The 18,918-nt window shown below is 56.1% G+C and carries 17 protein-coding genes and 1 tRNA gene; 14 read left to right on the top strand and 4 right to left on the bottom strand.

Features of this window, described 5'->3' with window-relative positions; translation table 11 throughout:
* Positions 1-61: 61 nt before the first annotated feature.
* The 7 genes from YBN1229_RS14540 to YBN1229_RS14510 all read left to right on the top strand — a co-directional run bounded on the left by YBN1229_RS14540 (position 62) and on the right by YBN1229_RS14510 (position 7,236).
* On the top strand, positions 62-853 hold the full coding sequence (locus YBN1229_RS14540) for a class I SAM-dependent methyltransferase (RefSeq protein WP_152025002.1): 792 nt from the start codon (positions 62-64) through the stop codon (positions 851-853).
* On the top strand, positions 853-1,770 hold the full coding sequence (locus YBN1229_RS14535; RefSeq protein WP_052743964.1) for a glycosyltransferase: 918 nt from the start codon (positions 853-855) through the stop codon (positions 1,768-1,770). Before YBN1229_RS14540 ends, YBN1229_RS14535 begins: the two co-directional genes overlap by 1 nt.
* A 205-nt stretch (positions 1,771-1,975) precedes the next feature.
* The gene (locus YBN1229_RS14530; RefSeq protein ID WP_046478553.1) at positions 1,976-3,082 is read left to right on the top strand and encodes a glycosyltransferase; all 1,107 of its coding nucleotides are present in this window, start codon (positions 1,976-1,978) and stop codon (positions 3,080-3,082) included.
* A complete protein-coding gene (locus YBN1229_RS14525) occupies positions 3,079-4,050 on the top strand; it encodes a glycosyltransferase family 2 protein (protein ID WP_046478554.1) in 972 nt (323 codons plus the stop codon). Before YBN1229_RS14530 ends, YBN1229_RS14525 begins: the two co-directional genes overlap by 4 nt.
* A complete protein-coding gene (locus tag YBN1229_RS14520) occupies positions 4,047-5,015 on the top strand; it encodes a glycosyltransferase family 2 protein (protein WP_046478555.1) in 969 nt (322 codons plus the stop codon). Before YBN1229_RS14525 ends, YBN1229_RS14520 begins: the two co-directional genes overlap by 4 nt.
* A 2-nt stretch (positions 5,016-5,017) precedes the next feature.
* A complete protein-coding gene (locus YBN1229_RS14515) occupies positions 5,018-6,136 on the top strand; it encodes a glycosyltransferase family 4 protein (RefSeq protein ID WP_082101156.1) in 1,119 nt (372 codons plus the stop codon).
* Complete coding sequence (locus YBN1229_RS14510) at positions 6,133-7,236, top strand: glycosyltransferase family 4 protein (protein WP_046478556.1); 1,104 nt, start codon at positions 6,133-6,135, stop codon at positions 7,234-7,236. Before YBN1229_RS14515 ends, YBN1229_RS14510 begins: the two co-directional genes overlap by 4 nt.
* A 28-nt stretch (positions 7,237-7,264) precedes the next feature.
* Here YBN1229_RS14510 and YBN1229_RS14505 read toward each other — a convergent pair whose 3' ends face one another.
* Together YBN1229_RS14505 and YBN1229_RS14500 are read right to left on the bottom strand one after the other, a co-directional pair.
* Complete coding sequence (locus YBN1229_RS14505; protein WP_046478557.1) at positions 7,265-8,413, bottom strand: GGDEF domain-containing protein; 1,149 nt, start codon at positions 8,411-8,413, stop codon at positions 7,265-7,267.
* Positions 8,414-8,829: 416 nt separating this feature from the next.
* Positions 8,830-8,919: transfer RNA gene (locus YBN1229_RS14500), tRNA-Ser, on the bottom strand.
* Positions 8,920-9,316: 397 nt separating this feature from the next.
* On the opposite strand from YBN1229_RS14500, the gene YBN1229_RS19305 reads away from it, so the two are divergent.
* The 7 genes from YBN1229_RS19305 to YBN1229_RS14465 all read left to right on the top strand — a co-directional run bounded on the left by YBN1229_RS19305 (position 9,317) and on the right by YBN1229_RS14465 (position 16,488).
* Positions 9,317-9,979, top strand: a complete 663-nt coding sequence (locus tag YBN1229_RS19305) for a septal ring lytic transglycosylase RlpA family protein (protein ID WP_052743963.1) — start codon at positions 9,317-9,319, stop codon at positions 9,977-9,979.
* A gap of 121 nt (positions 9,980-10,100) precedes the next feature.
* Entirely contained in the window at positions 10,101-11,363 is a 1,263-nt protein-coding gene (locus YBN1229_RS14490; RefSeq protein WP_082101155.1) for a D-alanyl-D-alanine carboxypeptidase family protein, read from the top strand.
* A 40-nt stretch (positions 11,364-11,403) separates the two neighbouring features.
* Positions 11,404-12,033 (top strand): dTMP kinase, encoded by a 630-nt coding sequence (tmk, locus tag YBN1229_RS14485; RefSeq protein WP_046478558.1) that lies wholly within the window; start codon positions 11,404-11,406, stop codon positions 12,031-12,033.
* 4 nt (positions 12,034-12,037) lie between these two features.
* Positions 12,038-13,150 carry a DNA polymerase III subunit delta' gene (locus YBN1229_RS14480; protein ID WP_046478559.1) on the top strand — a complete coding sequence of 371 codons (1,113 nt, stop codon included), beginning with the start codon at positions 12,038-12,040 and terminating at the stop codon, positions 13,148-13,150.
* Positions 13,151-13,233: 83 nt separating this feature from the next.
* On the top strand, positions 13,234-14,853 hold the full coding sequence (metG, locus tag YBN1229_RS14475; protein ID WP_076605326.1) for a methionine--tRNA ligase: 1,620 nt from the start codon (positions 13,234-13,236) through the stop codon (positions 14,851-14,853).
* A gap of 16 nt (positions 14,854-14,869) precedes the next feature.
* Positions 14,870-15,691 carry a TatD family hydrolase gene (locus tag YBN1229_RS14470; protein WP_046480412.1) on the top strand — a complete coding sequence of 274 codons (822 nt, stop codon included), beginning with the start codon at positions 14,870-14,872 and terminating at the stop codon, positions 15,689-15,691.
* The gene (locus tag YBN1229_RS14465) at positions 15,688-16,488 is read left to right on the top strand and encodes an MBL fold metallo-hydrolase (RefSeq protein ID WP_046478560.1); all 801 of its coding nucleotides are present in this window, start codon (positions 15,688-15,690) and stop codon (positions 16,486-16,488) included. The genes YBN1229_RS14470 and YBN1229_RS14465 overlap by 4 nt, the downstream gene beginning before the upstream one ends.
* Here the strand turns inward: YBN1229_RS14465 and YBN1229_RS14460 are convergent.
* Together YBN1229_RS14460 and purF are read right to left on the bottom strand one after the other, a co-directional pair.
* Positions 16,480-17,250, bottom strand: a complete 771-nt coding sequence (locus YBN1229_RS14460) for an SDR family NAD(P)-dependent oxidoreductase (RefSeq protein WP_046478561.1) — start codon at positions 17,248-17,250, stop codon at positions 16,480-16,482. The genes YBN1229_RS14465 and YBN1229_RS14460 overlap by 9 nt on opposite strands.
* A gap of 60 nt (positions 17,251-17,310) precedes the next feature.
* Positions 17,311-18,807 (bottom strand): amidophosphoribosyltransferase, encoded by a 1,497-nt coding sequence (gene purF, locus YBN1229_RS14455; protein WP_046478562.1) that lies wholly within the window; start codon positions 18,805-18,807, stop codon positions 17,311-17,313.
* Positions 18,808-18,918: the final 111 nt, after the last annotated feature.

The raw sequence follows: 18,918 nt of genomic DNA, 5'->3' as shown, positions 1-18,918 counted from the left end.
CAAGCCTAGCAACAATTATAGCGTTGTTTGGGCGGGTTTAATTTGGTGAAAGGAATTGTTTGTGGCCGTTCGCACACACATGACGACTAATAGAGCCCGCCGTGACGAGAATGCCTTTTGGTATAACCGTCGACGTCAGGAAACTGTCAGTGCCGCTTCGGTTGTTCTCAAAGCCGTTAAGCAATGCATACCCATGGAAAGCGCCTTGGATGTGGGATGTGGTACTGGGACTTGGTTGGGCGTTGCGAAAAAACTGGGCGCACGGCGGATACTTGGTCTCGATGGACCGCATGTACCTATTGAATACTTGGATGTAGAGCAATTTGAGTTTCGCCCCACGGATTTGGCAAGCCCACCGAAAGATGTCGGTTTGTTTGATTTGGCGATTTGTTTGGAGGTTGCGGAACATCTGGAAGCAGATGCTTCTGATAGCCTTCTTGATCTTTTGGCAAACTCGTCTGAAAATATTATTTTTTCAGCTGCTATCCCGGGACAAGGTGGGAACGGTCATATCAACGAGCAGTGGCAAGAAAGCTGGATTTTACGTTTTGAGGCCCGTGGATATTACTGTTACGATTTTGTGCGGCCACTGATATGGGCAAGGGTAGACGTACCTTCCTGGTACTGTCAAAATATTTTTTTGCTTTCTAAGCGAAATGATTTATCTCAAACGCTTTCTGCGTTGGGATTTTACTGTCTTCCCGATGCGATGCGTAATTTGGTGCACCCTAGGACTTTATCGCCAATAGTTTTGCGCGCCAATAATCCTGGAATTAAGAGAAGTGCGCGTTTGCTTAAATCCGCTCTTGTATCTAAGTGTCGACGTGTTTTCTTGGATGGTGAAAACGCGTAATGGTTTGCATTGCAGCGCCTCTTATAACGATAGGTATAACCTGCCACAATGCTGCGGATACTATTGAGCGGGCGGTGAAAAGTGCGCTGGCTCAAGATTGGCCAAATGTGGAAGTCGTCGTTGTCGACGATTGCTCGAACGACGGGTCGTGGTCTGCGCTCGCGGAAATGGCGCGAACAGAACCTAGGCTCAAGGTGCTCAGACATTCGACAAATAGGGGTTATCCAGGAGCTCTTAACACAATCATAGAGGCTGCGAGAGGTGAATTTGTTGCGATTTTTGACGATGATGATGACAATGTTTGCGATCGCTTGAAGGCTCAGTATGAGCGACTTACGGGTTATGAGCGTGATACTGGAGCCAAGCTTGTATTTTGCTACTCTAACCGAAACGTCGTTAAGAGTGGGCAGGCTGAGCCTGACCATATTGCTTTGGCTATCGGGCGTTGTTCTCCAGAGCCCTATGGTGCCGCCGTTGCGGATTATCTCTTTTCCATCTCTGCTGAGCCGGGTTTTGTCTGGGGGATGTTCGGAAGCTGCACGCTGATGGCGCGTCGGGAGTCGTTTTTGACAGTTGGCCCCTTTGACGAAGCGTTTCGTCGCTGTGCCGAGTGGGATATGGCCGTGCGAGCCGCCTTTATGGGCGGGCATTTTATAGCAGTGGATCGACCACTGATAACTCAATATAAAACGAAGAGTGCTGATAAATCTGGCTCTGTGCCGCTTAAATATTCCTTACTTCTCCGTGAGAAGCATCGTGAGTATTTAAACGAGCGCGGTTTATATTTTGCGTCCCGCGCGCTCGCTTGTTCGAACTTTCACGGCAACAAAAAGCGGATGCTGAAAAGTCGCGCCTACCGCCTGCTCGCTTTCTTAGTTGGACCGTCACTCTTGGCTGCGCGGCTGATGGGTCGCTAACCCAAGAAGCGATCTCGCAATTTCCACAAATATGCCTTAGCTCTGTCCACCCGCTGTGGCGTATTGTGCAGCGCCATAGTATCAACCTCTGAGTCTCTGTTTGCGGCTGCTTGTATCGTTGGCGAGCGTCAGTAAATCATTGGATTTATAGCGGACCTGTGCTTCTTGAGCGGGGTGGGAAATTCCGGGCTGACCGAGGAGGGGGATGGTCGTTGCGCTCTACTTCTATGGGCTGAGCAATGCCGGTGGGGCGGAGCGGATGATTTGCCAGCTCGCCAATGCGCTGGATTTGCGCGGTTTCACAGTCCACCTCGTGTCGTGGGACGCTGAGGGGGCGCAGACGTTTTATCCACTTCGGTCCAGTGTTAGTTGGCATCGCCTTGGATTTCGCCCAGGAGCGAGGGACAAATTGCGCCGGACGCGGGCCCTCGCGTCCGTGTTGCGCAAAGCCGGTGCGCGGGCGCTGGTTGGTTTCGTTATGAGTGGCGACAAAACCGTTTACGCTGCGGCTAAGTTATCCGGTGTGCGGCTGATCGCGGCCGAGCGTAACAGTCCTTCGATGTATCGGCTGCGCTACAGTGCATTGCAACGGCGGATCAGCTTCGCGTCCCTGCGTTTGTGTGATCGCATTGCGGTTCAATTCACAGACTACATGGCCGGTTATCCCGCCAGTTTGCGTAGTCGCATGGAGGTGATCGGTAATCCGGTCGGATCTGCTGACACTTTGGCGCGTCCTGGTGTGTCAAGTGCAGATGGACGTTACACGCTGTTGGCGGCAGGCCGGCTTGATCCTTTGCAGAAACGCTTCGATCATCTCGTGCAAGCGTTTGCTGCGATCGCCGAGCGGCATCGTGATTGGGACTTACGCATTGTCGGAGGCGGGCCGCAGGAGGACGAACTCCGGAAGCTGATCAGGGAACACAGCTTGCAGGACCGCGTGAAGTTGGAAGCGACCACGCTCGATATCTTTAAGGCTTACTCTGAAGCGCACCTGTTCGCTATTCCATCGTTGTGGGAGGGGTTCCCGAACGTTTTGGCAGAGGCCATGAGCCATGGACTGCCGGCCGTCGGATATCGCGGTGCTGATGGCGTCGCTCAGCTCATAGAAGACGGTGCTTCCGGTTGGCTGGCAGAAGGGCTCCACGACCCGCAAATGCTGGCTGTGGAGCTTTCGCGCGCCATGGGGGACGCCAGTGAGCGGGTGCGTCGCGGTAGCAAGGCAAGCCTTGCTATGGCCGCTTATTCGCCAGAAATTCAGTATGACAGGTGGGAGAACCTGATCCGGACGTGTCTGGATGGGGAGAGAGTATGACGCAGCAGCCCTTGGTGACATGTGGCGTTACGGCTTTTAACGCTGCCGAGACGATTGAGCGGGCCTTGATGTCGGTCCTGGCGCAGACGTGGCGGCCGCTGGAGGTTGTCGTCGTCGATGACGCGTCTGACGATGATACGGTGCATGTCCTTGAAAACTTTGCGAAGGTCCATCCAGAAGTGCGGGTGTTCCGGCTCGAAGAAAACGGCGGTGTTGCTGTCGCGCGTAACCGTATCCTCGCTGAGGCCCGTGGGGAATTTGTTGCGTTCTTCGATGACGATGACGAAAGCCTTCCGGAGCGTTTAGCAATTCAGATTGAGCGCATCGTCGATTACGAACGTGATTTTGCTGATGGTGCGCCCGTCATTTGTCATGCCGCTCGCCGCGTTCTTTATCCCGATGGCACGGAAAAAATCGCAGGCACGATGGGAGAGGTAGAGGGCGCTTTAGCTCCCTCCGGTAAGCCTGTCGCCCATCGTATCTTGATGGGTACGCCGCTAAAGAATGGGTATGGTGCTTGCGCAACCTGTAGCCAGTGCGCGCGGCTCTCCACCTATCGTCATATTGGGGGGTTCGATCCGGTTTTGCGGAGGAGTGAGGATACGGATTTTAATGTGCGTTTGGCGCTGAGTGGGGGGCATTTCGTCGGTGTCGCACGGCCGCTTATTGAGCAAACGATGACCGCGACGTCAGATAAGTCTCTTGCGGCAGAATATGAGAACTTGCTTCGGATTATTGAAAAGCATCGGCAAGTGATCGAAGAGCAGGGCCAATATGAATTCTGCCGGTCCTGGATGTCTGCCAAGCAGGCTTGGCTCGAACGACGTTATTTGACGTTTGGCTGGGCTATGTCTTGGCTAGCTCTTACGCGTCCGGTGCTTACGAGCCAGCGGTTTATGCAGGCCGTTCCGCACGTTGGTCTCAATGTGGCGTTTCGCCAATTTCATAGCGCGCGGCACCCGCAATGACGGCGGCAGTTCACGACGACGGCTTGGTGACGATCGGGCTGACTTGCTACAATGCGGCGGATACGATCGAGCGGGCCCTGACGAGTGCTTTCGTGCAGGATTGGCCCAATGTCGAAATCCTGATTGTTGATGATGCTTCGACAGACAATTCCGCCGAAGTTGTTGCGCGTGTGATCGATGGCAGGCCAAATGCGCGTCTTATCCGTCATGAGACGAATGCGGGGCCGGCGGCAGCCCGGAACACGTTGCTCAGTGCGGCGAAGGGCTCGTTCTTGGTTTTTTTTGACGATGATGACGAAGCACTTCCAGAGCGTGTTCGGCAACAAATTGATTATCTGCGGGATTATGAGCAGCGAACAGGTGCTTCACTTGTAGCCTGCTATGCATCCGGCAAACGGCGATACTCCAGTGGATATGAAATGCAGCTGGCTGCCATTGGTTCGCGCGGGGATGTTGCGCCTCATGGGCGAGGTGTTGCTGACTACTTACTGCTTTACCGGAAAGAAACTGGTTGGTTTTTTGGAACCGGCACACCCTCGTGTTCGCTGCTGGCTCGGCGTAGCACGTTTGAAGCAGTTGGCGGTTTTGATGCAGGTTTACGCCGCGTTGAAGACGTCGATTTTGCGGTGCGGCTGGCGTTGAAGGGCGGGCATTTCATTGGCACGGCAGAGCCTTTGTTTGTGCAGCATTCCACTAGCGCGCAAGATAAGTCGCCGGAGCGGAACCTTGAATCAGAGCTGATGCTGGTGGGAAAGCACCGGCCGTATCTAGAGTCCATCGGTCGGTATCATTACGCGGCGAACTGGCCGAAGCTTCGCTATTGGCATTTCAAGCGTCGGTACGGGAGATTTATCGTTCAGTTTTTGAATGTGCTTCTTCGTCATCCCCTCACGGCTTCCCGTCATCTTCTTTCAACGGGGCCGCGACGTTTGCTTCATGAATACCGTATCAAGCGAGGGGGATAAACGTGCGGTTATTGTTTGCCGCGCGCGCCATTGACCGGATGGCCGGTGGTGTCGAGCGCATGATCATTACGATCATGAATGCGATGGTTGCCCGTGGACACGACGTAGAATTGATCACGTGGGACGTTGAAGGAGCAAAGGCCTTCTACGCGATGGATCCCCGGATTGTCTGGCATCAACTGAACATCGGCGATCCCATGGTCAAGGCTGATTTGTCCATGGTTGTTAAAAGGGCCACCACCGTGCGTGCTCTTTTAAGCAAGCGGCGGCCAGACGTTATTGTCGCGTTCCAAGACGGGCCTTTTCGCGCCTTGTGGTCCTATTGCATAGGACTTGGAATTCCCGTGATTGCTGCTGAGCGAAATGCGCCTACGCGTTTTGAGCACACCCGGCAAGGAGCAAGACGAAGTTTCATCGTATTCAATGCGTTTCGTTTTGCAAAATCAGTTGTTGTTCAATGCGAAGGGTATCGTCACGGTTATCCGTCTTATCTGCATAAACATATCGTCACGATTCCCAATCCTGTGCCTCCTGCAGTGCTTAGGGCTCAACCTGAGTGTGCTGATAAAGCAGGTCGATATCGGGTGCTCTCGGTTGGACGGTTGAGCTATCAGAAAAACCCTGAATGTCTGATTGATGCGTTTGGGCAGGTTGCCGACGGGTTCCCTAAATGGGATTTGGTTATTCTAGGTGATGGTGAGCTGCGCGAGAAACTGGAAGACAAAATTGCGGCCCTAAGTCTATCAGATCGCATTCTCTTGCCCGGGACCGTGCCGGATCCCAATCCACACTATGCAAACGCCCACCTTTTTTGTCTCGCTTCACGCTGGGAAGGATTTCCCAATGCGCTGGCGGAAGCACAAGCTCATGGTCTTCCTGCTATCGGGTTTGCAGATTGCGCAGGCACGAACGAACTTATTGATACTAAAAAAAATGGGCTGTTGGCTCAGGGAAATGGAGATTGTGCCAGCTTGGCTTCGGCGCTTGCCACGCTGATGAGAGATCCTTCGTTGCGGTCCAGGATGGGTTCTTCGGCGCGTGATTTGACAGAGACTTTTGCGCCGGATGGCATCATGGACCGTTGGGAGAGTTTGTTTGCGAGGAGTGCTAAGCGCCAATGAAGCTCTTCGCTATCAAAGGATTGGATAGGCCCGGTGGTGGAGCAGAGCGCGTGCTCGTCGACGTCGCAAACGGCTTGACGGCCCGCGGGCACAACGTTGGTATCATCTCATATGATCGTCCCTCTCAGGGCTCGTTCTATGAGCTTGATCCCCGTATCGAATGGGTGCGACTGGGGCTCGGACGTATCGATGAACCCTCTACGATGGGAGAAACTCTGGCGCGTATTAGAGCTCTCCGACGTACGATTCTGTCGCTTGATCCGGCAGTTGTGGTTGGTTTTTTACACAGCATGTTTGTCCCGCTTGGTGTTTCGCTTGTTGGCACGCGTATCCCGTTGATTGCGAGTGAGCACAGCGCACCAGCCCACTATGATACGCGGCCGATGCAGCGCGTCTTGGTGCAATTCACGCCATGGTTGGCCCGGCAGATGACAGTGGTGTCCGATCAGATTCTTTCTCAGTATTCTGAGAAGGACCGTCGACACATCACGGTTATTCCCAACCCTGTACAGCTGAATATTACGGCGCGTGCTGACGTTGTTGGGGAGGCGAGCAAGCGCAAAATTCTGCTGTCTGTGGGACGATTGGTTCCGCAGAAAGATCACCGCACTTTGATCGCGGCGTTTGCGAAGATTGCGTCGGATGTGCCTGACTGGGATCTGCGCATTGTTGGCGAGGGCGAGCTACGCTCGGATCTGGAAAAGCAGATCCATGAACTGAATTTGGGCCAGCGCGTACAATTGCCTGGGGCTACTGACAAGATTTATGTCGAGTATGAGAATGCGCAGTTGTTTGCGCTTTCGTCGCTTTATGAAAGCTTGGGACTTGTCGTGATCGAGGCTCTGGCTCACGGATTGCCATCCGTGGGTTTTGCTGATTGTCCCGGTGTTAATGACCTCATCAAGCCTGGCCTCAACGGTGCGTTGGTTTCGGGGAAAGACAGAGTTGGTGCGTTCGCGGAGGTTCTGCGTTCGCTCATGCAAGATAGCGATACACGTGTTCGTTTGGTCGCGCCGTCAACGGCAGTTCCTGAGGAATGCGACATTGAGCGTGTGGTGGATCGGTGGGAAGTGCTGCTCGAAAAATATGGCCGCCGATGAGTGAGCTTCCGGATGTAGCCGATGTCAATTAAGCAGCGACGCTTTCCGTTCTGTTGCGCCCGTTGTTTTTAGCGCGGTAGAGGCCGGTATCGGCTTGCTTCATCAGTTTGTCGATGTCGACACAGGAAACCGTTGATGAGTGAACGAGGCCGGCGCTCATCGTAACTTTGAACAGCCTCGCATCGTGTGTGATGACAGTTTTTTCTACCGCTCGGCGTATGCGCTCCGTCGCCTCTAAGGCCGCACGTGGTGATATGTCCGGCAGTATGACGGCGAATTCTTCTCCACCTATGCGCGCTACAAAATCCGTGGGACGAAGATTCTTTGTGCAGATTTCAGCGCATGTGCGTAGAGCCGCGTCGCCTGCTGCATGACCGTATTGATCATTGATGCGTTTAAAGTAGTCGATGTCAAAAAATATCACGGCGAGATTTGTGCTGGCTCCACTGTCCAGATGTTCCTGCAGTCTTGCTTCGAATGCACGGCGATTATGGATGCCGGTTAGCGGGTCTCGTAGTGCGGCATCACGTAGTTCCCTTGTGCTGCGTTCATAAGCGATTGAAAGGGCAAAGGCGCCGCTCGCCGTAGTGTGAAACAAGGCTACGAAGAGGTGGATCTGGAGCCAAGCGTCCTGCGGGAGGTAGCTCGTTAGGCCATTGCTTGTCAGAATGCCCTGACCGACACGTGCGGAGAACGATACTGCGATCAAGCCGTAAGCCAGCATAAGTCCGTAGCGTGATGGCAAGCCATCACCTCTATCACGCCAGAATTCGTAGGCGATCACGATAGTTTGGATGGCAAGGATGATATTTACGGCGATGTAGGTGGTGCGATATGCGAATATTGCCGGTAACGCAAACAAACCCAACGTCAGAACCGTAGGCACGATAATCACTGCAAGGGGGCTTGGACGGCCGCTAAACTGGCGTGCGGCCTGCCAACGTAGACCGTACCCCAGAACAAGCAGACAGTTGGCCAATATCATCGGCAGGAGCGATTGCCCGCCGAGTGCGATCATGAATAGAATTACGGCGAGGGCGAGCGTCATGTTGGCGGAACTCCAGGAGCTCCAGTAGACTTCTTGAGGGTGGCTTTCCCACGCTGCGAGGAACGCAAACGCAGTTACGATCAGAATGACCGCGTTGGCTCCAAACAATGTGAACGGATCCGCATCCATTTTCTTCGAATCTTATCTTTCGTCTCTGAGCAGCGGCGTCAATTGGGGGAAGAGATCACGAGTTTCTAATATTTCTTTGAGGTTGAGAACGGCTTCGAGCCCACCTCCTACAAAGCGGCAGGACGTCGGTACTTTCGACTAGCCTGGTCTGAAACGGATCATGGCCCTGCGCTTTGCAAAAGGCCGCGACAGCCTGTTTCTCGACGTCCATGAGATTGGGGAAGATAGATCGGTGTTTCCCGGCCTCTGCCAACCGATCCTCGGAGATCAATAGACTGATGCTGGGCGAGTAGGCCCGTCCGCCATTCGCGCAGTTGCAGCGAGTTCGCGCTTTGCCCGGATCGCAGACATTGCGCATTGGCTGTATATTCGTGGAAGTGGAAAGCGCCGAGAAAGGCCGCCACATTATAGAGTAGTGGCGGAGGGGGTGGGATTCGAACCCACGGTGGGCGTGAACCCACGCCGGTTTTCAAGACCGGTGCCTTAAACCACTCGGCCACCCCTCCGATGCCTGCGTAAAACCCTTATCGAGGGGCAAGCGCGCCCTCTCCCGATATCAGGGGAAGGCCCCTGCAATCAAGTGCCATTGCAACGGCTTGGCAAATAAGGGTGTTGTGCGCATGCCTCTCATGTGGATGAACGTATCAATCCTGTCAGGTTGACCACGTCTTGGCCATGATTGCCCGGTGTTGCTCTCGTGTACTTGCGGTGCCCGGTTTAGGCTGGCTAATTTCGAGGCGCCAATGTGCTCGCTTGGGCGCGCCGTGCCGCTGTGAAGAGTTACCTTACTGAAGGGCTGAGACGAGGGACGTGGGGTTGTCGGGGGTATTCCAGAAGGGTCCAGGCAGTTTGGCGCGCTGCGGTCTTCGTAGCTGTTCTGCGCGACGACGTTGGGTCTTGCTCATGGAAGTGCTGGTCATTGCAGGTCTGTGCAACTTTCTTACGGGGTGTTCCGAAAAACCTCAGATATCGCAAACGCCAATTTCCTGGACGACGGAAGTCAACCGTGAGCGTCCCATCGTCACCGCAAGCCTTAGCGATGCGAGCCAGACCAACAAGCCTTCTGAAAGCGCGGCGAAAGCCAGTCAGACCCTTACATCGAAGGCGCGAGCCGAACGGCGGCACAAACTGCGCAAAGGGGGCGGATATCACAAGATTGGCAAGCGCTATCAAGTTGCCGGTATTTGGTACACGCCGAAGCACGATGCGGACTACGAAGAAACAGGGATCGCCTCCTGGTATGGCGATAAGTTTCATGCGCAGAAGACCGCGAACGGCGAAATCTACGATCTGAATGCTCTGACGGCTGCGCACAGAACACTGCCGTTGCCGTCTTTGGTGCGCGTAACGTACTTGGCGAATGGCCGTTCGGTGGTGGTGCGTGTCAACGACCGTGGTCCATTCAAGAAAGGCCGCATAATCGATGTCTCGGCACGGGTCGCGCGGGAACTCGGATTTGCCGACAAGGGGACTGCGAAGGTCCATGTCAAGTACCTCGGTCCCGCACCGCTCGATGGCAGCGATGAACAAGAACAGGCTTCGCTGATGACGATACGCGCGCCATAAAAAGTCATATCTTCGTGTAGAGCCGCCAGGCCGTGGGTTTATCGGGGGTGCCGGCGTTGACCCCGTCGCCCATTATTCCGATAGTCGCGAGCGATTTGGATCAGCCGGCGGGGAGTGGCTGATGACAAAATCTGCTTGTAAAATCACGGTCGACGCCTCGCGGGGAGAAATTTTGACGCGCTTTGTTTTTTTGGGATTTGTTTTTTTCGTTAGTTTGCTTGCTGTTGCGCCAACTGGCTCTTCGGCCAGTGAATTTCGGACAGTTGCTAAGCAAGCAATTCTTATCGACGCCGACAGCGGTGCAGTTCTTTTCCAGCACAATGCTGATGTTCTGGCTCCGCCGGCTAGTATGGCGAAGCTTGTCACCGCGGCGGTGGTTTTCCGTGCCTTGAGGGAAGGGCGGTTGTCGCTCACGGATACATTTCCTGTGAGCGAACATGCTTGGCGTACGGGAGGGGCGCCGTCTGGCACGTCCGCGATGTTCGCGCCGCTGAACTCTCAAGTGACCATTGAGGATCTGCTCAAGGGCCTGATCATCCAGTCGGGTAATGACGCCGCTATCGTCATTGCGGAAGGCATGTCCGGATCAGAAGCTGCCTTTGCAAAATTGATGACGGAAGAAGCGCGGAAAATTGGCCTTAAGAAGTCAACGTTCGGCAATCCGACGGGCTTGCCTCATCCTGATCAGTTGATGACGGCCCGAGAGATCGCGTTGTTGTCTCAGTTTCTTATCAAGACCTATCCCGAATACTATGGTTGGTTCGGCGAGCGGCGTTTTCCCTACCAGCCTGAAGGGCGTCGGCAGCCTTACAAGTTCTTCAACCGCAATCCGCTCTTGTCTCTCGATATTGGTGCAGACGGCCTCAAGACGGGGCATTTAAAAGAGTCGGGATACGGTCTGGCGGGTTCGGCGGTTCAAGATGGCAGGCGCCTTATCGTGGTTGTCCATGGATTAGCAAGCAGTACGGCGCGGCGGTCCGAAGCGCAAAAGCTCTTAGGATGGGGCTTTCAAAATTTCTCGAAGTACAAGCTGTTCGATTCTGGCGAGATTGTTGGGTCGGCTCGAGTTTGGGGTGGCGAGAAATACTACGTGCCACTCACCGGCAACGGACCAATTGGGATTCTCATTCCGAAGTCGGAAGAATCGTCTCGGTTGAGGGCGGAAATTGTCTATACCGGCCCTCTCAAGCCCCCTATCAAACAGGGGGATCGCGTTGCGGTTCTTCGGGTCACAAGTGCTTCAAATACCGTCAATGAAGTGCCTTTGTATGCGGCGGAGGATGTCGATGAGGCCTCGATTGCATGGCGTGGACTTGACTCGCTGGCCGTGATGGCGTTCCGCTGGGTCGCCGATCAAGCTTCCGAGTTGATCGGAGGAACGTGAACAGCGGGTGCGGGCGTATGAAGGCGCCCCGGATGGGGCGATGACAACGGGTAAGCTCATCACCTTCGAGGGCGGTGAAGGATCGGGCAAGTCGACGCAAGCGCGTCAACTGGCCGAACGCCTCGGTGCGGCTAATATCAGCACAATTGTAACACGTGAGCCCGGTGGCGCCCCGCTGGCAGAAAAGATTCGGGATCTTGTGCTTAGCGACCGACCGGCAGCGGCGGTGACGGAACTCTTGCTCTTCGCTGCGGCGCGTGCGGAGCATATCGCTGTGACCATTGCGCCAGCGCTGGGAGCTGGCACGTGGGTGGTCTGTGATCGCTATATCGATTCAAGCCGGGTGTATCAGGGCGATATCGGCGGCATCGATAAGGCTTTTATCCGTGCCATCGAGCAGCAGACAGTGACGCCGTGGTTTCCCGATCTCACATTGGTCCTTGATGTTGGGGCGAAGGTGGGTATGGAACGTGCGCAGGCCCGCGGCGGCCTTACGCGCTTTGATGCAGCGAGTCTCGCGCAGCATGAACAGGTCCGACAAGGGTTTCTTGACCTTGCAATGGCCGAGAAGGACCGTTGCGTCGTTCTGAACGGTGCCGAACCGGAAGCCGAGGTGGCTGAGGCCGTGTGGAAGGCCGTTACCGAACGTTTGATTGCGACGGCCGGATAAGACGATGGCGCGGGCCCCTGTTGTTCAAGATATTGAGTATCTGCCGGAGGCGGATCGGCTGGAAGGTTACGCGCATCCGCGCGAGACCGCTTTGCTTTTTGGCCATGAGGGCGCGCAGCAAGAACTGGCCGTGGCGTTAAACCAAGGCAAGTTGCATCACGGTTGGCTAATCACGGGGCCGCAGGGTATCGGGAAGGCGACGTTAGCTTATCGGTTCGCACGTTATGCGTTGGCTGAGCCGGAAGAACGTGAGCCCGGTGGTTTGAGTGTCAGATCAGGAAGCATTGCAGCGCGACAGGTGACAGCGCTGTCTCATCCGGGCTTGCTCGTGATCCGGCGCGTCTATGACGTTAAGACGAAGCGGTTCACCGCTAGCATTCCAATCGATGAAGTGCGCCGACTGAGGGGATTTCTCTCGCATCGCTCGGCGGGTGGTTGGCGCGTCGTTATTGTCGATCAAGCGGACGAGTTGAACATCAACGCGGCCAACGCCATTTTGAAATCTCTGGAAGAGCCTCCAGAACGCACGGTCTTTCTCCTTATTTCTTCAGAGCCTGGACGCTTGCCGACGACAATCCGCTCCCGGTGCCGGCGGCTCGATTTGCAGCCGCTTGGGGCTGAGCCGTTACAGGCGGCCGTGCGGCAGGCGTTGGCGAGCGCAGAGCAACGTGAACCAGATGCAGATCAATGGCCGCAGTTACTGGCAATCGGTCAAGGTAGTGTGCGCCGTGTTCTGGGGCTTGAAGGAGACAAGGGCCTAGAGGTGTTCCGCTCGGTCGAGAGTTTGATTGCGGGTCTGCCCACGATTTCCTGGGGGTCGGTCCATGATCTTGCAGAGAGCTTAGGAACACCGGCGGCTGAGCAGCGTTTCGGGCTGTTCTTTGACTTACTTCAGGACTATTTGGCCCGACTAATTCGTGCCGGGGCCACAAGCGAGGGGAGCGATCGCGATCTCACCCTGGCCCAGCGCCTGATTAAGGACGGGCAACTTGCCACTTGGGCGGCCTTGTGGGAAACAATCACGCGCGAAAGGGCCGAGGCGCTAGCGCTCAATCTGGACCGGAAGGCTTTGATTCTCGATACGATATTGCGTATCGAGCAGACGGTACGCCGCTAGGGCAATCGGGCTTCGTTCAGTGGGTGGCGGTGAATGGGCCACCAGCAACAGGTCGATACAGCTCGATCTCAAGAGGATAATTCATGGGCTCTGCCACGCCATTTTACATTACGACAGCGATTTCCTACCCAAATGGCGCTCCGCATATTGGGCATGCCTACGAGGCTATCGCAACGGACGCGATTGCCCGTTTTGAGCGGCTCGATGGGCGGCCAGTCTATTTTCTGACTGGGACGGACGAGCACGGCATCAAGATGGTGCAGACGGCGCGTAACCAGAACATGACGCCTGCGGAACTTGCCGACCGCAACACGCCGTTGTTTCGTGCGATGGCCGAAGCGTTGAACATTTCCAACGACGATTTCATTCGGACACGTGAAGAGCGTCATCATCGCGCCAGCCAGGAGATGTGGCGGCGGTTGGAGGCGAACGGCGACATCTATCTTGGCCGCTATGCAGGCTGGTACTCGGTGCGCGATGAGGCGTACTACGATGAAGGCGAATTGTCTGTCACAGAGGACGGTACGAAGCTGTCGCCGCAGGGCACTCCGGTTGAGTGGGTGGAGGAGGAAACCTTCTTCTTCCGGCTGTCGGCCTATCAGGATAGGCTCCTCGCTTATTACGAAGCAAATCCCGAATTCATTCTTCCGCTTGAGCGTCGGAATGAGGTTTTGAGCTTTGTCAAAGGTGGGCTCAGAGACCTCTCGATTTCGCGCACAACGTTTAATTGGGGCGTGCCGGTGCCCGGGCATCCCGAGCATGTCATGTATGTCTGGGTCGATGCGCTGACCAACTACATCACGGGCGTTGGTTTTCCTGATGAAGCAGACCCTAAATGGAAGTTCTGGCCGGCGAACGTGCATGTCATCGGCAAAGACATTCTGCGGTTTCATGCGGTCTACTGGCCCGCGTTTCTCATGTCGGCTGGGGTAGAGCCCCCACGCCGTGTCTTTGCGCACGGGATGGTTCTGAACAAAGGTGAGAAGATGTCGAAGTCGGTTGGCAACGTTGCCGATCCGCACGATCTCGTCTCTACGTTCGGCCTCGATCAGCTTCGCTATTTTCTGCTGCGCGAGGTCGCGTTTGGGCAGGATGGGAGCTACAGCGAAGAAGCGATCATCAACCGGACCAACGCTGATCTGGCGAATGACCTTGGCAACCTGGCGCAGCGTTCGCTGTCCATGATCGCGAAAAACTGCGAGGGCCGGGTGCCGACACCAGGTGCTTTGACGGAAGAGGATCGCGCTATTCTCTCGGTGGCGGACGGGATGTACGCGAAGGCTCGCGAAGCGATGGAGCTGCAGGGCCTAAAGAAATACCTCGACGCCGTGTGGGCGGTCGTTGCAGAGGCCAACCGGTATTTTGCCAGCCAAGAGCCATGGGCGAAGAAGAAATCTGATTTCGCGCGCATGGAGACGATCCTTTACGTCACGGTCGAGGTTGTGCGGCAGGTTGCTATCCTGGCGCAGCCGGCGATGCCGGAATCGTGCGCCAAACTGCTTGACCAACTGGGGCTCGGTGAAGATCAACGGAGCTTCAGCCAATTGGGCGAGGGCGGCCGGCTTGCGTCCGGATTATCGTTGCCACCGCCAGCAGGTGTGTTCCCGCGCTATGTGAGTCCTGAGGAACAGGCGAAGCGGGAGGGGCAGGAGAAGCCGTCCGGCGGTAATGGAAAGTCCAAAAAGAACAAGGAACGGGGCTGACGTGACCAACGCAGCGATGCTCGTAGATCATCATTGCCATCTTGATTTCCCGCAGTTTGCAGAAGATCTCGACGGCATTATCGGACGCGCGAAAGCGGCGGGCGTCGGCACGATGGTGACGATCTCGACGCGCATTCGTCAGTTCGATCGCATTCGGGTGATCGCCGAGACGTATAAGGACGTCTATTGCTCCGTCGGAACGCATCCGCACAATGCGGATGAGGAACTCGATATTCCGGTCGAGGACATCATCCGCTTAGCGCAACATCCGAAGTGCGTGGCCATCGGCGAAGCGGGCCTCGACTATTACTATCAGCACTCCAGTGCGCAGGGGCAGGCAGAAGGGTTTCGGCGGCATATTCGGGCGGCGCGCGAAACGGGATTGCCGCTCGAGATTCATGCCCGTGATGCTGATGAGGATACAGCAACAATCCTGGCGGATGAGCATGCACAGGGTGCGTTTCCAGCCGTTCTGCATTGCTTCACCGGTGGGCGCGACTTGGCTATGCGGGCCGTTGATCTTGGCCTGTACGTCTCGTTCTCGGGCGTGGTGAGCTTTAAGAAGTCGGAGGCGTTGCGGGCGCTAGCTGCAGAGTTGCCGCTTGACCGGATCCTTGTTGAGACGGACGCTCCGTATCTCGCGCCAGTTCCTTATCGCGGTAAAACCAATGAGCCGGCTTATGTCGTGCATACCGCAGCGGCAGTGGCTGAAGCGCGCGGTATTACTCTTACGGAACTCGCTGCGGCCACAACGGAGAATTTTTTCAGGCTTTACACCAAAGCGCAGCCTCCTGAGGAGCTCGATCCTTCTTTGTTGAAGGGTGCGCCTCCACAATGAGCATACGGGTTACGATTATGGGGTGCGGCCCGTCAGGCGGTGTGCCGCGCATCGGGCCGAACTGGGGGCGGTGTGAGCCTTCCAATCCGAAAAACCGCAGAAGGCGGTGCGCGATCCTCGTTGATCGGTTCAGTAAACGAGGCCGCACGAGCGTACTTGTCGATACGCCGCCGGACCTGCGCGAACAGTTGATCGATGCGCGCGTCTCATCGATCGACGGAGTTCTTTACACTCACGACCATGCCGACCATACGCATGGGATCGATGACCTGCGCATGGTCTGCTATTCCATGAAAAAGCGCGTGGACGTTTATTTCGATGCGCTCACTCGCGACAGCTTAAGGTCTCGATTTGGCTACTGCTTCGAGACCAAGCCCGATTCCGGCTATCAGCCTATCCTCGATCCGCATGACATCGTGGCAGGAGGCAAAGTCGTTGTTGACGGGAAAGGCGGGAAGATCGAAGCCCTCTGCATTCCGCAGGTGCATGGCGATATTCCGAGCCTCGGCTTCCGCTTCGGCAGGTTCGGATATTCACCTGACGTGTCCGATATTCCGGATGCTTCCATCCCAATGCTCGAAGATCTTGATGTGTGGGTGGTGGATGCGCTGCGGTACGATCCTCACCCCAGCCATTTTCACGTTCGCCGTGCATTGGAATGGGCGGAGCGGCTCAAGCCAAAGCGCACGATCCTCACGCATATGACAACGGATCTCGATTACGACGCGCTCAAGCGCTCGTTGCCGGACAACGTAGAGCCGGCCTTCGATGGGATGGTGTTCGAGGTTTCAGGCTGAAGATTTGGTGCCGACGTGTTGGCGCAACCAACCGGGGCCGTCGAAGATTTCACCATTTGCCGTGCACTCTGGGCTCGCCAATTCAACAAACAGCGGTGCGATGTCCTCCGGCGTATAGAGCGTCGCAGGATCTTCACCCGGAAAAGCCTTGGCGCGCATTTGGGTGCGGATGGGACCGGGATTGATGAGGTTCACACGTACGTTCGTGTTGACCATTTCCCGCGCGTAGGTTTTCGCTAGAGCTTCCAAGCCGGCTTTGGAGACGGCGTAGGGGCCCCAGTACGCGTTCTTCGCCTTAGCGGCGCCTGACGTTACGAACACGGCCCGGCCAGCGTCTGAGCGACGCAACAGCGGATCGAGCGTGCGAATGAGCTGCCAGTTCACAGTTAGGTTCAGTTCAAGCACGCGCGCCCAGGCATCCATTGTGACATGTGGCAAGGGAGAGAGCGGCCCGAGCAAGCCTGCATTGGCAATGAGGACATCGAGGCGTCCGAAGCGCTGATAAAGCGTCGGGCCCAGTGCATCAATCCGTTCGGTTTGCTGCAGATTGAGGGGGATGAGTGTTGCTGTTCCGCCAGCGGCGCGTATGGCGTCGTCGGTTTCCTCAAGCGCGCTAGTCACTCGACCCGTGATGATCACATGCAAGCCTTCGGCCGCGAGGGCGATAGCGACTGCACGGCCGATGCCGCGTGTTGCGCCAGTCACGAGGGCTATGCGGTTCGGCTGTTCGCCGTCCGTGGGTGTTTCCGATTGGCTGGTCACGCAGTGTTCCGTGGTAATGGATGTGGCAGCCGATGGCTTATGCCGTTCGGCTGCTTGGGCTCAGCTCACTTCGGCGAGAAGTGATAGCTGGCGGGCGGCGGGATCGCCAGTCTGATCTGTCAGAGGCGTTGGATATTCGCCCGTCAAGCAGTGGTCCGTGAACTGCGGGGCGTTTGGATCGCGGCCTTCGAAACCGACTGAGCGATAAATACCGTCGATCGAAAGGAACGCGAGCGAATGGGCGCCCATGAACTTGCGCATTCCTTCGACATCGAATTTCGCTGCAAGTAGCTCTTCAGTGCTTGGCGTGTCGATGCCGTAATAGTCGGAATGTGTGATGGGTGGGCAGGCGATGCGCATGTGCACTTCGCGCGCGCCGGCTTCGTACATCAGCTGCACGATCTTCTTGGATGTGGTGCCGCGGACGACGCTGTCGTCGATGAGAACAATGCTCTTGCCGCTGATAATCGACGCATTGGCGGAGTGTTTCAGTTTCACGCCCAGTGCGCGAATTCGCTGTTCTGGCTCAATGAAGGTGCGTCCGACGTAGTGATTACGAATTATGCCGAGTTCGAAGGGCAGATTTGATTGCTGTGCGTAGCCAATCGAGGCTGGTACGCCGGAATCAGGGATCGGGACGATGATATCGGCATCCGCAGGAGATTCGATCGCCAGCTGCACGCCCATCTGCTTGCGGATGTCATAGACAGAACGCCCGCCGACGATTGAGTCAGGTCGTGCGAAGTAGATGTATTCGAAGATACAGGGACGCGCTGGACGGCGCGGGAACGGGCGGTGGCTTTCCAGACCGGCCTCGGTGATGACGACGACTTCGCCATTCTCGACTTCACGCACGAACTTAGCGCCGACGATGTCGAGGGCACAGGTCTCGGAGGCAAGAACATAACAACCGTCGATCTTGCCGATTATGAGTGGCCGGATGCCGATGGGATCACGTGCGCCAATCATCATATCGTTGGTGAGGCAGACCAGCGCGTAAGCGCCTTCGATCTGGCGGATGGCATCGACAAAACGTTCGACGATACGACGTTTGTTCGAGCGGGCGAGGAGGTGAAGAATGACCTCGCTGTCCGAGGTGGACTGGCAGATGGCGCCGGAGGAGATGAGATCTCGGCGCAAGGTGAGAGCGTTTGTAAGGTTGCCGTTGTGCGCTAGCGCGAAACCGCCTGTATCAAGATCGGCGAAAAGCGGTTGTACGTTGCGGATAAGGGTGTTGCCTGTGGTGGAGTAGCGGTTGTGGCCTACGGCCATGGAGCCCATCAAACGTTTGATGACGCTGCCTTTGTTAAAGTTGTCTCCGACGAGACCGAGGCGGCGCTCCGAATGGAATTGATGGCCGTCGTAGGTGACGATCCCGGCCGCTTCCTGTCCGCGATGCTGGAGGGCATGGAGACCGAGGGCCGTCAAGGCGGCGGCATCAGGATGTCCCAAAATGCCAAAGACCCCGCATTCCTCGCGAAGTCTGTCGTCGCCGTATCGAGAATATCCGGAATCCCATTGGGTTTCCGCTGCTCCGACGTTGTCGTCGCACGTCATGGCTGCCTCCCGCGATCGCATCCGTTGCCGCACAAACTGATCGTCACAATGGCTTGAGGTACCAGCCCGCTCATGGCTGCGCCACCGCTTCTGTGACGGATATATGAAAAA

Origin of the sequence: Candidatus Filomicrobium marinum, assembly GCF_000981545.1 — a bacterium.
In the GTDB taxonomy this organism is placed as follows: domain Bacteria; phylum Pseudomonadota; class Alphaproteobacteria; order Rhizobiales; family Hyphomicrobiaceae; genus Filomicrobium; species Filomicrobium insigne.
Note: the sequence above shows the minus strand (reverse complement) of the source record. Positions and strands in the feature narration are given on the sequence as shown.

What these genes read in the sequence shown, in the direction of transcription:
- YBN1229_RS14535 (WP_052743964.1), top strand. Translation starts at nt 853, where the DNA reads ATGGTTTGCATTGCAGCGCCTCTTATAACGATAGGTATAACCTGCCAC.
- YBN1229_RS14530 (WP_046478553.1), top strand. Translation starts at nt 1,976, where the DNA reads ATGGTCGTTGCGCTCTACTTCTATGGGCTGAGCAATGCCGGTGGGGCG.
- YBN1229_RS14525 (WP_046478554.1), top strand. Translation starts at nt 3,079, where the DNA reads ATGACGCAGCAGCCCTTGGTGACATGTGGCGTTACGGCTTTTAACGCT.
- YBN1229_RS14520 (WP_046478555.1), top strand. Translation starts at nt 4,047, where the DNA reads ATGACGGCGGCAGTTCACGACGACGGCTTGGTGACGATCGGGCTGACT.
- YBN1229_RS14510 (WP_046478556.1), top strand. Translation starts at nt 6,133, where the DNA reads ATGAAGCTCTTCGCTATCAAAGGATTGGATAGGCCCGGTGGTGGAGCA.
- YBN1229_RS14505 (WP_046478557.1), bottom strand. Translation starts at nt 8,413, where the DNA reads ATGGATGCGGATCCGTTCACATTGTTTGGAGCCAACGCGGTCATTCTG.
- YBN1229_RS19305 (WP_052743963.1), top strand. Translation starts at nt 9,317, where the DNA reads ATGGAAGTGCTGGTCATTGCAGGTCTGTGCAACTTTCTTACGGGGTGT.
- YBN1229_RS14490 (WP_082101155.1), top strand. Translation starts at nt 10,101, where the DNA reads ATGACAAAATCTGCTTGTAAAATCACGGTCGACGCCTCGCGGGGAGAA.
- tmk (WP_046478558.1), top strand. Translation starts at nt 11,404, where the DNA reads ATGACAACGGGTAAGCTCATCACCTTCGAGGGCGGTGAAGGATCGGGC.
- YBN1229_RS14480 (WP_046478559.1), top strand. Translation starts at nt 12,038, where the DNA reads ATGGCGCGGGCCCCTGTTGTTCAAGATATTGAGTATCTGCCGGAGGCG.
- metG (WP_076605326.1), top strand. Translation starts at nt 13,234, where the DNA reads ATGGGCTCTGCCACGCCATTTTACATTACGACAGCGATTTCCTACCCA.
- YBN1229_RS14470 (WP_046480412.1), top strand. Translation starts at nt 14,870, where the DNA reads ATGCTCGTAGATCATCATTGCCATCTTGATTTCCCGCAGTTTGCAGAA.
- YBN1229_RS14465 (WP_046478560.1), top strand. Translation starts at nt 15,688, where the DNA reads ATGAGCATACGGGTTACGATTATGGGGTGCGGCCCGTCAGGCGGTGTG.
- purF (WP_046478562.1), bottom strand. Translation starts at nt 18,807, where the DNA reads ATGACGTGCGACGACAACGTCGGAGCAGCGGAAACCCAATGGGATTCC.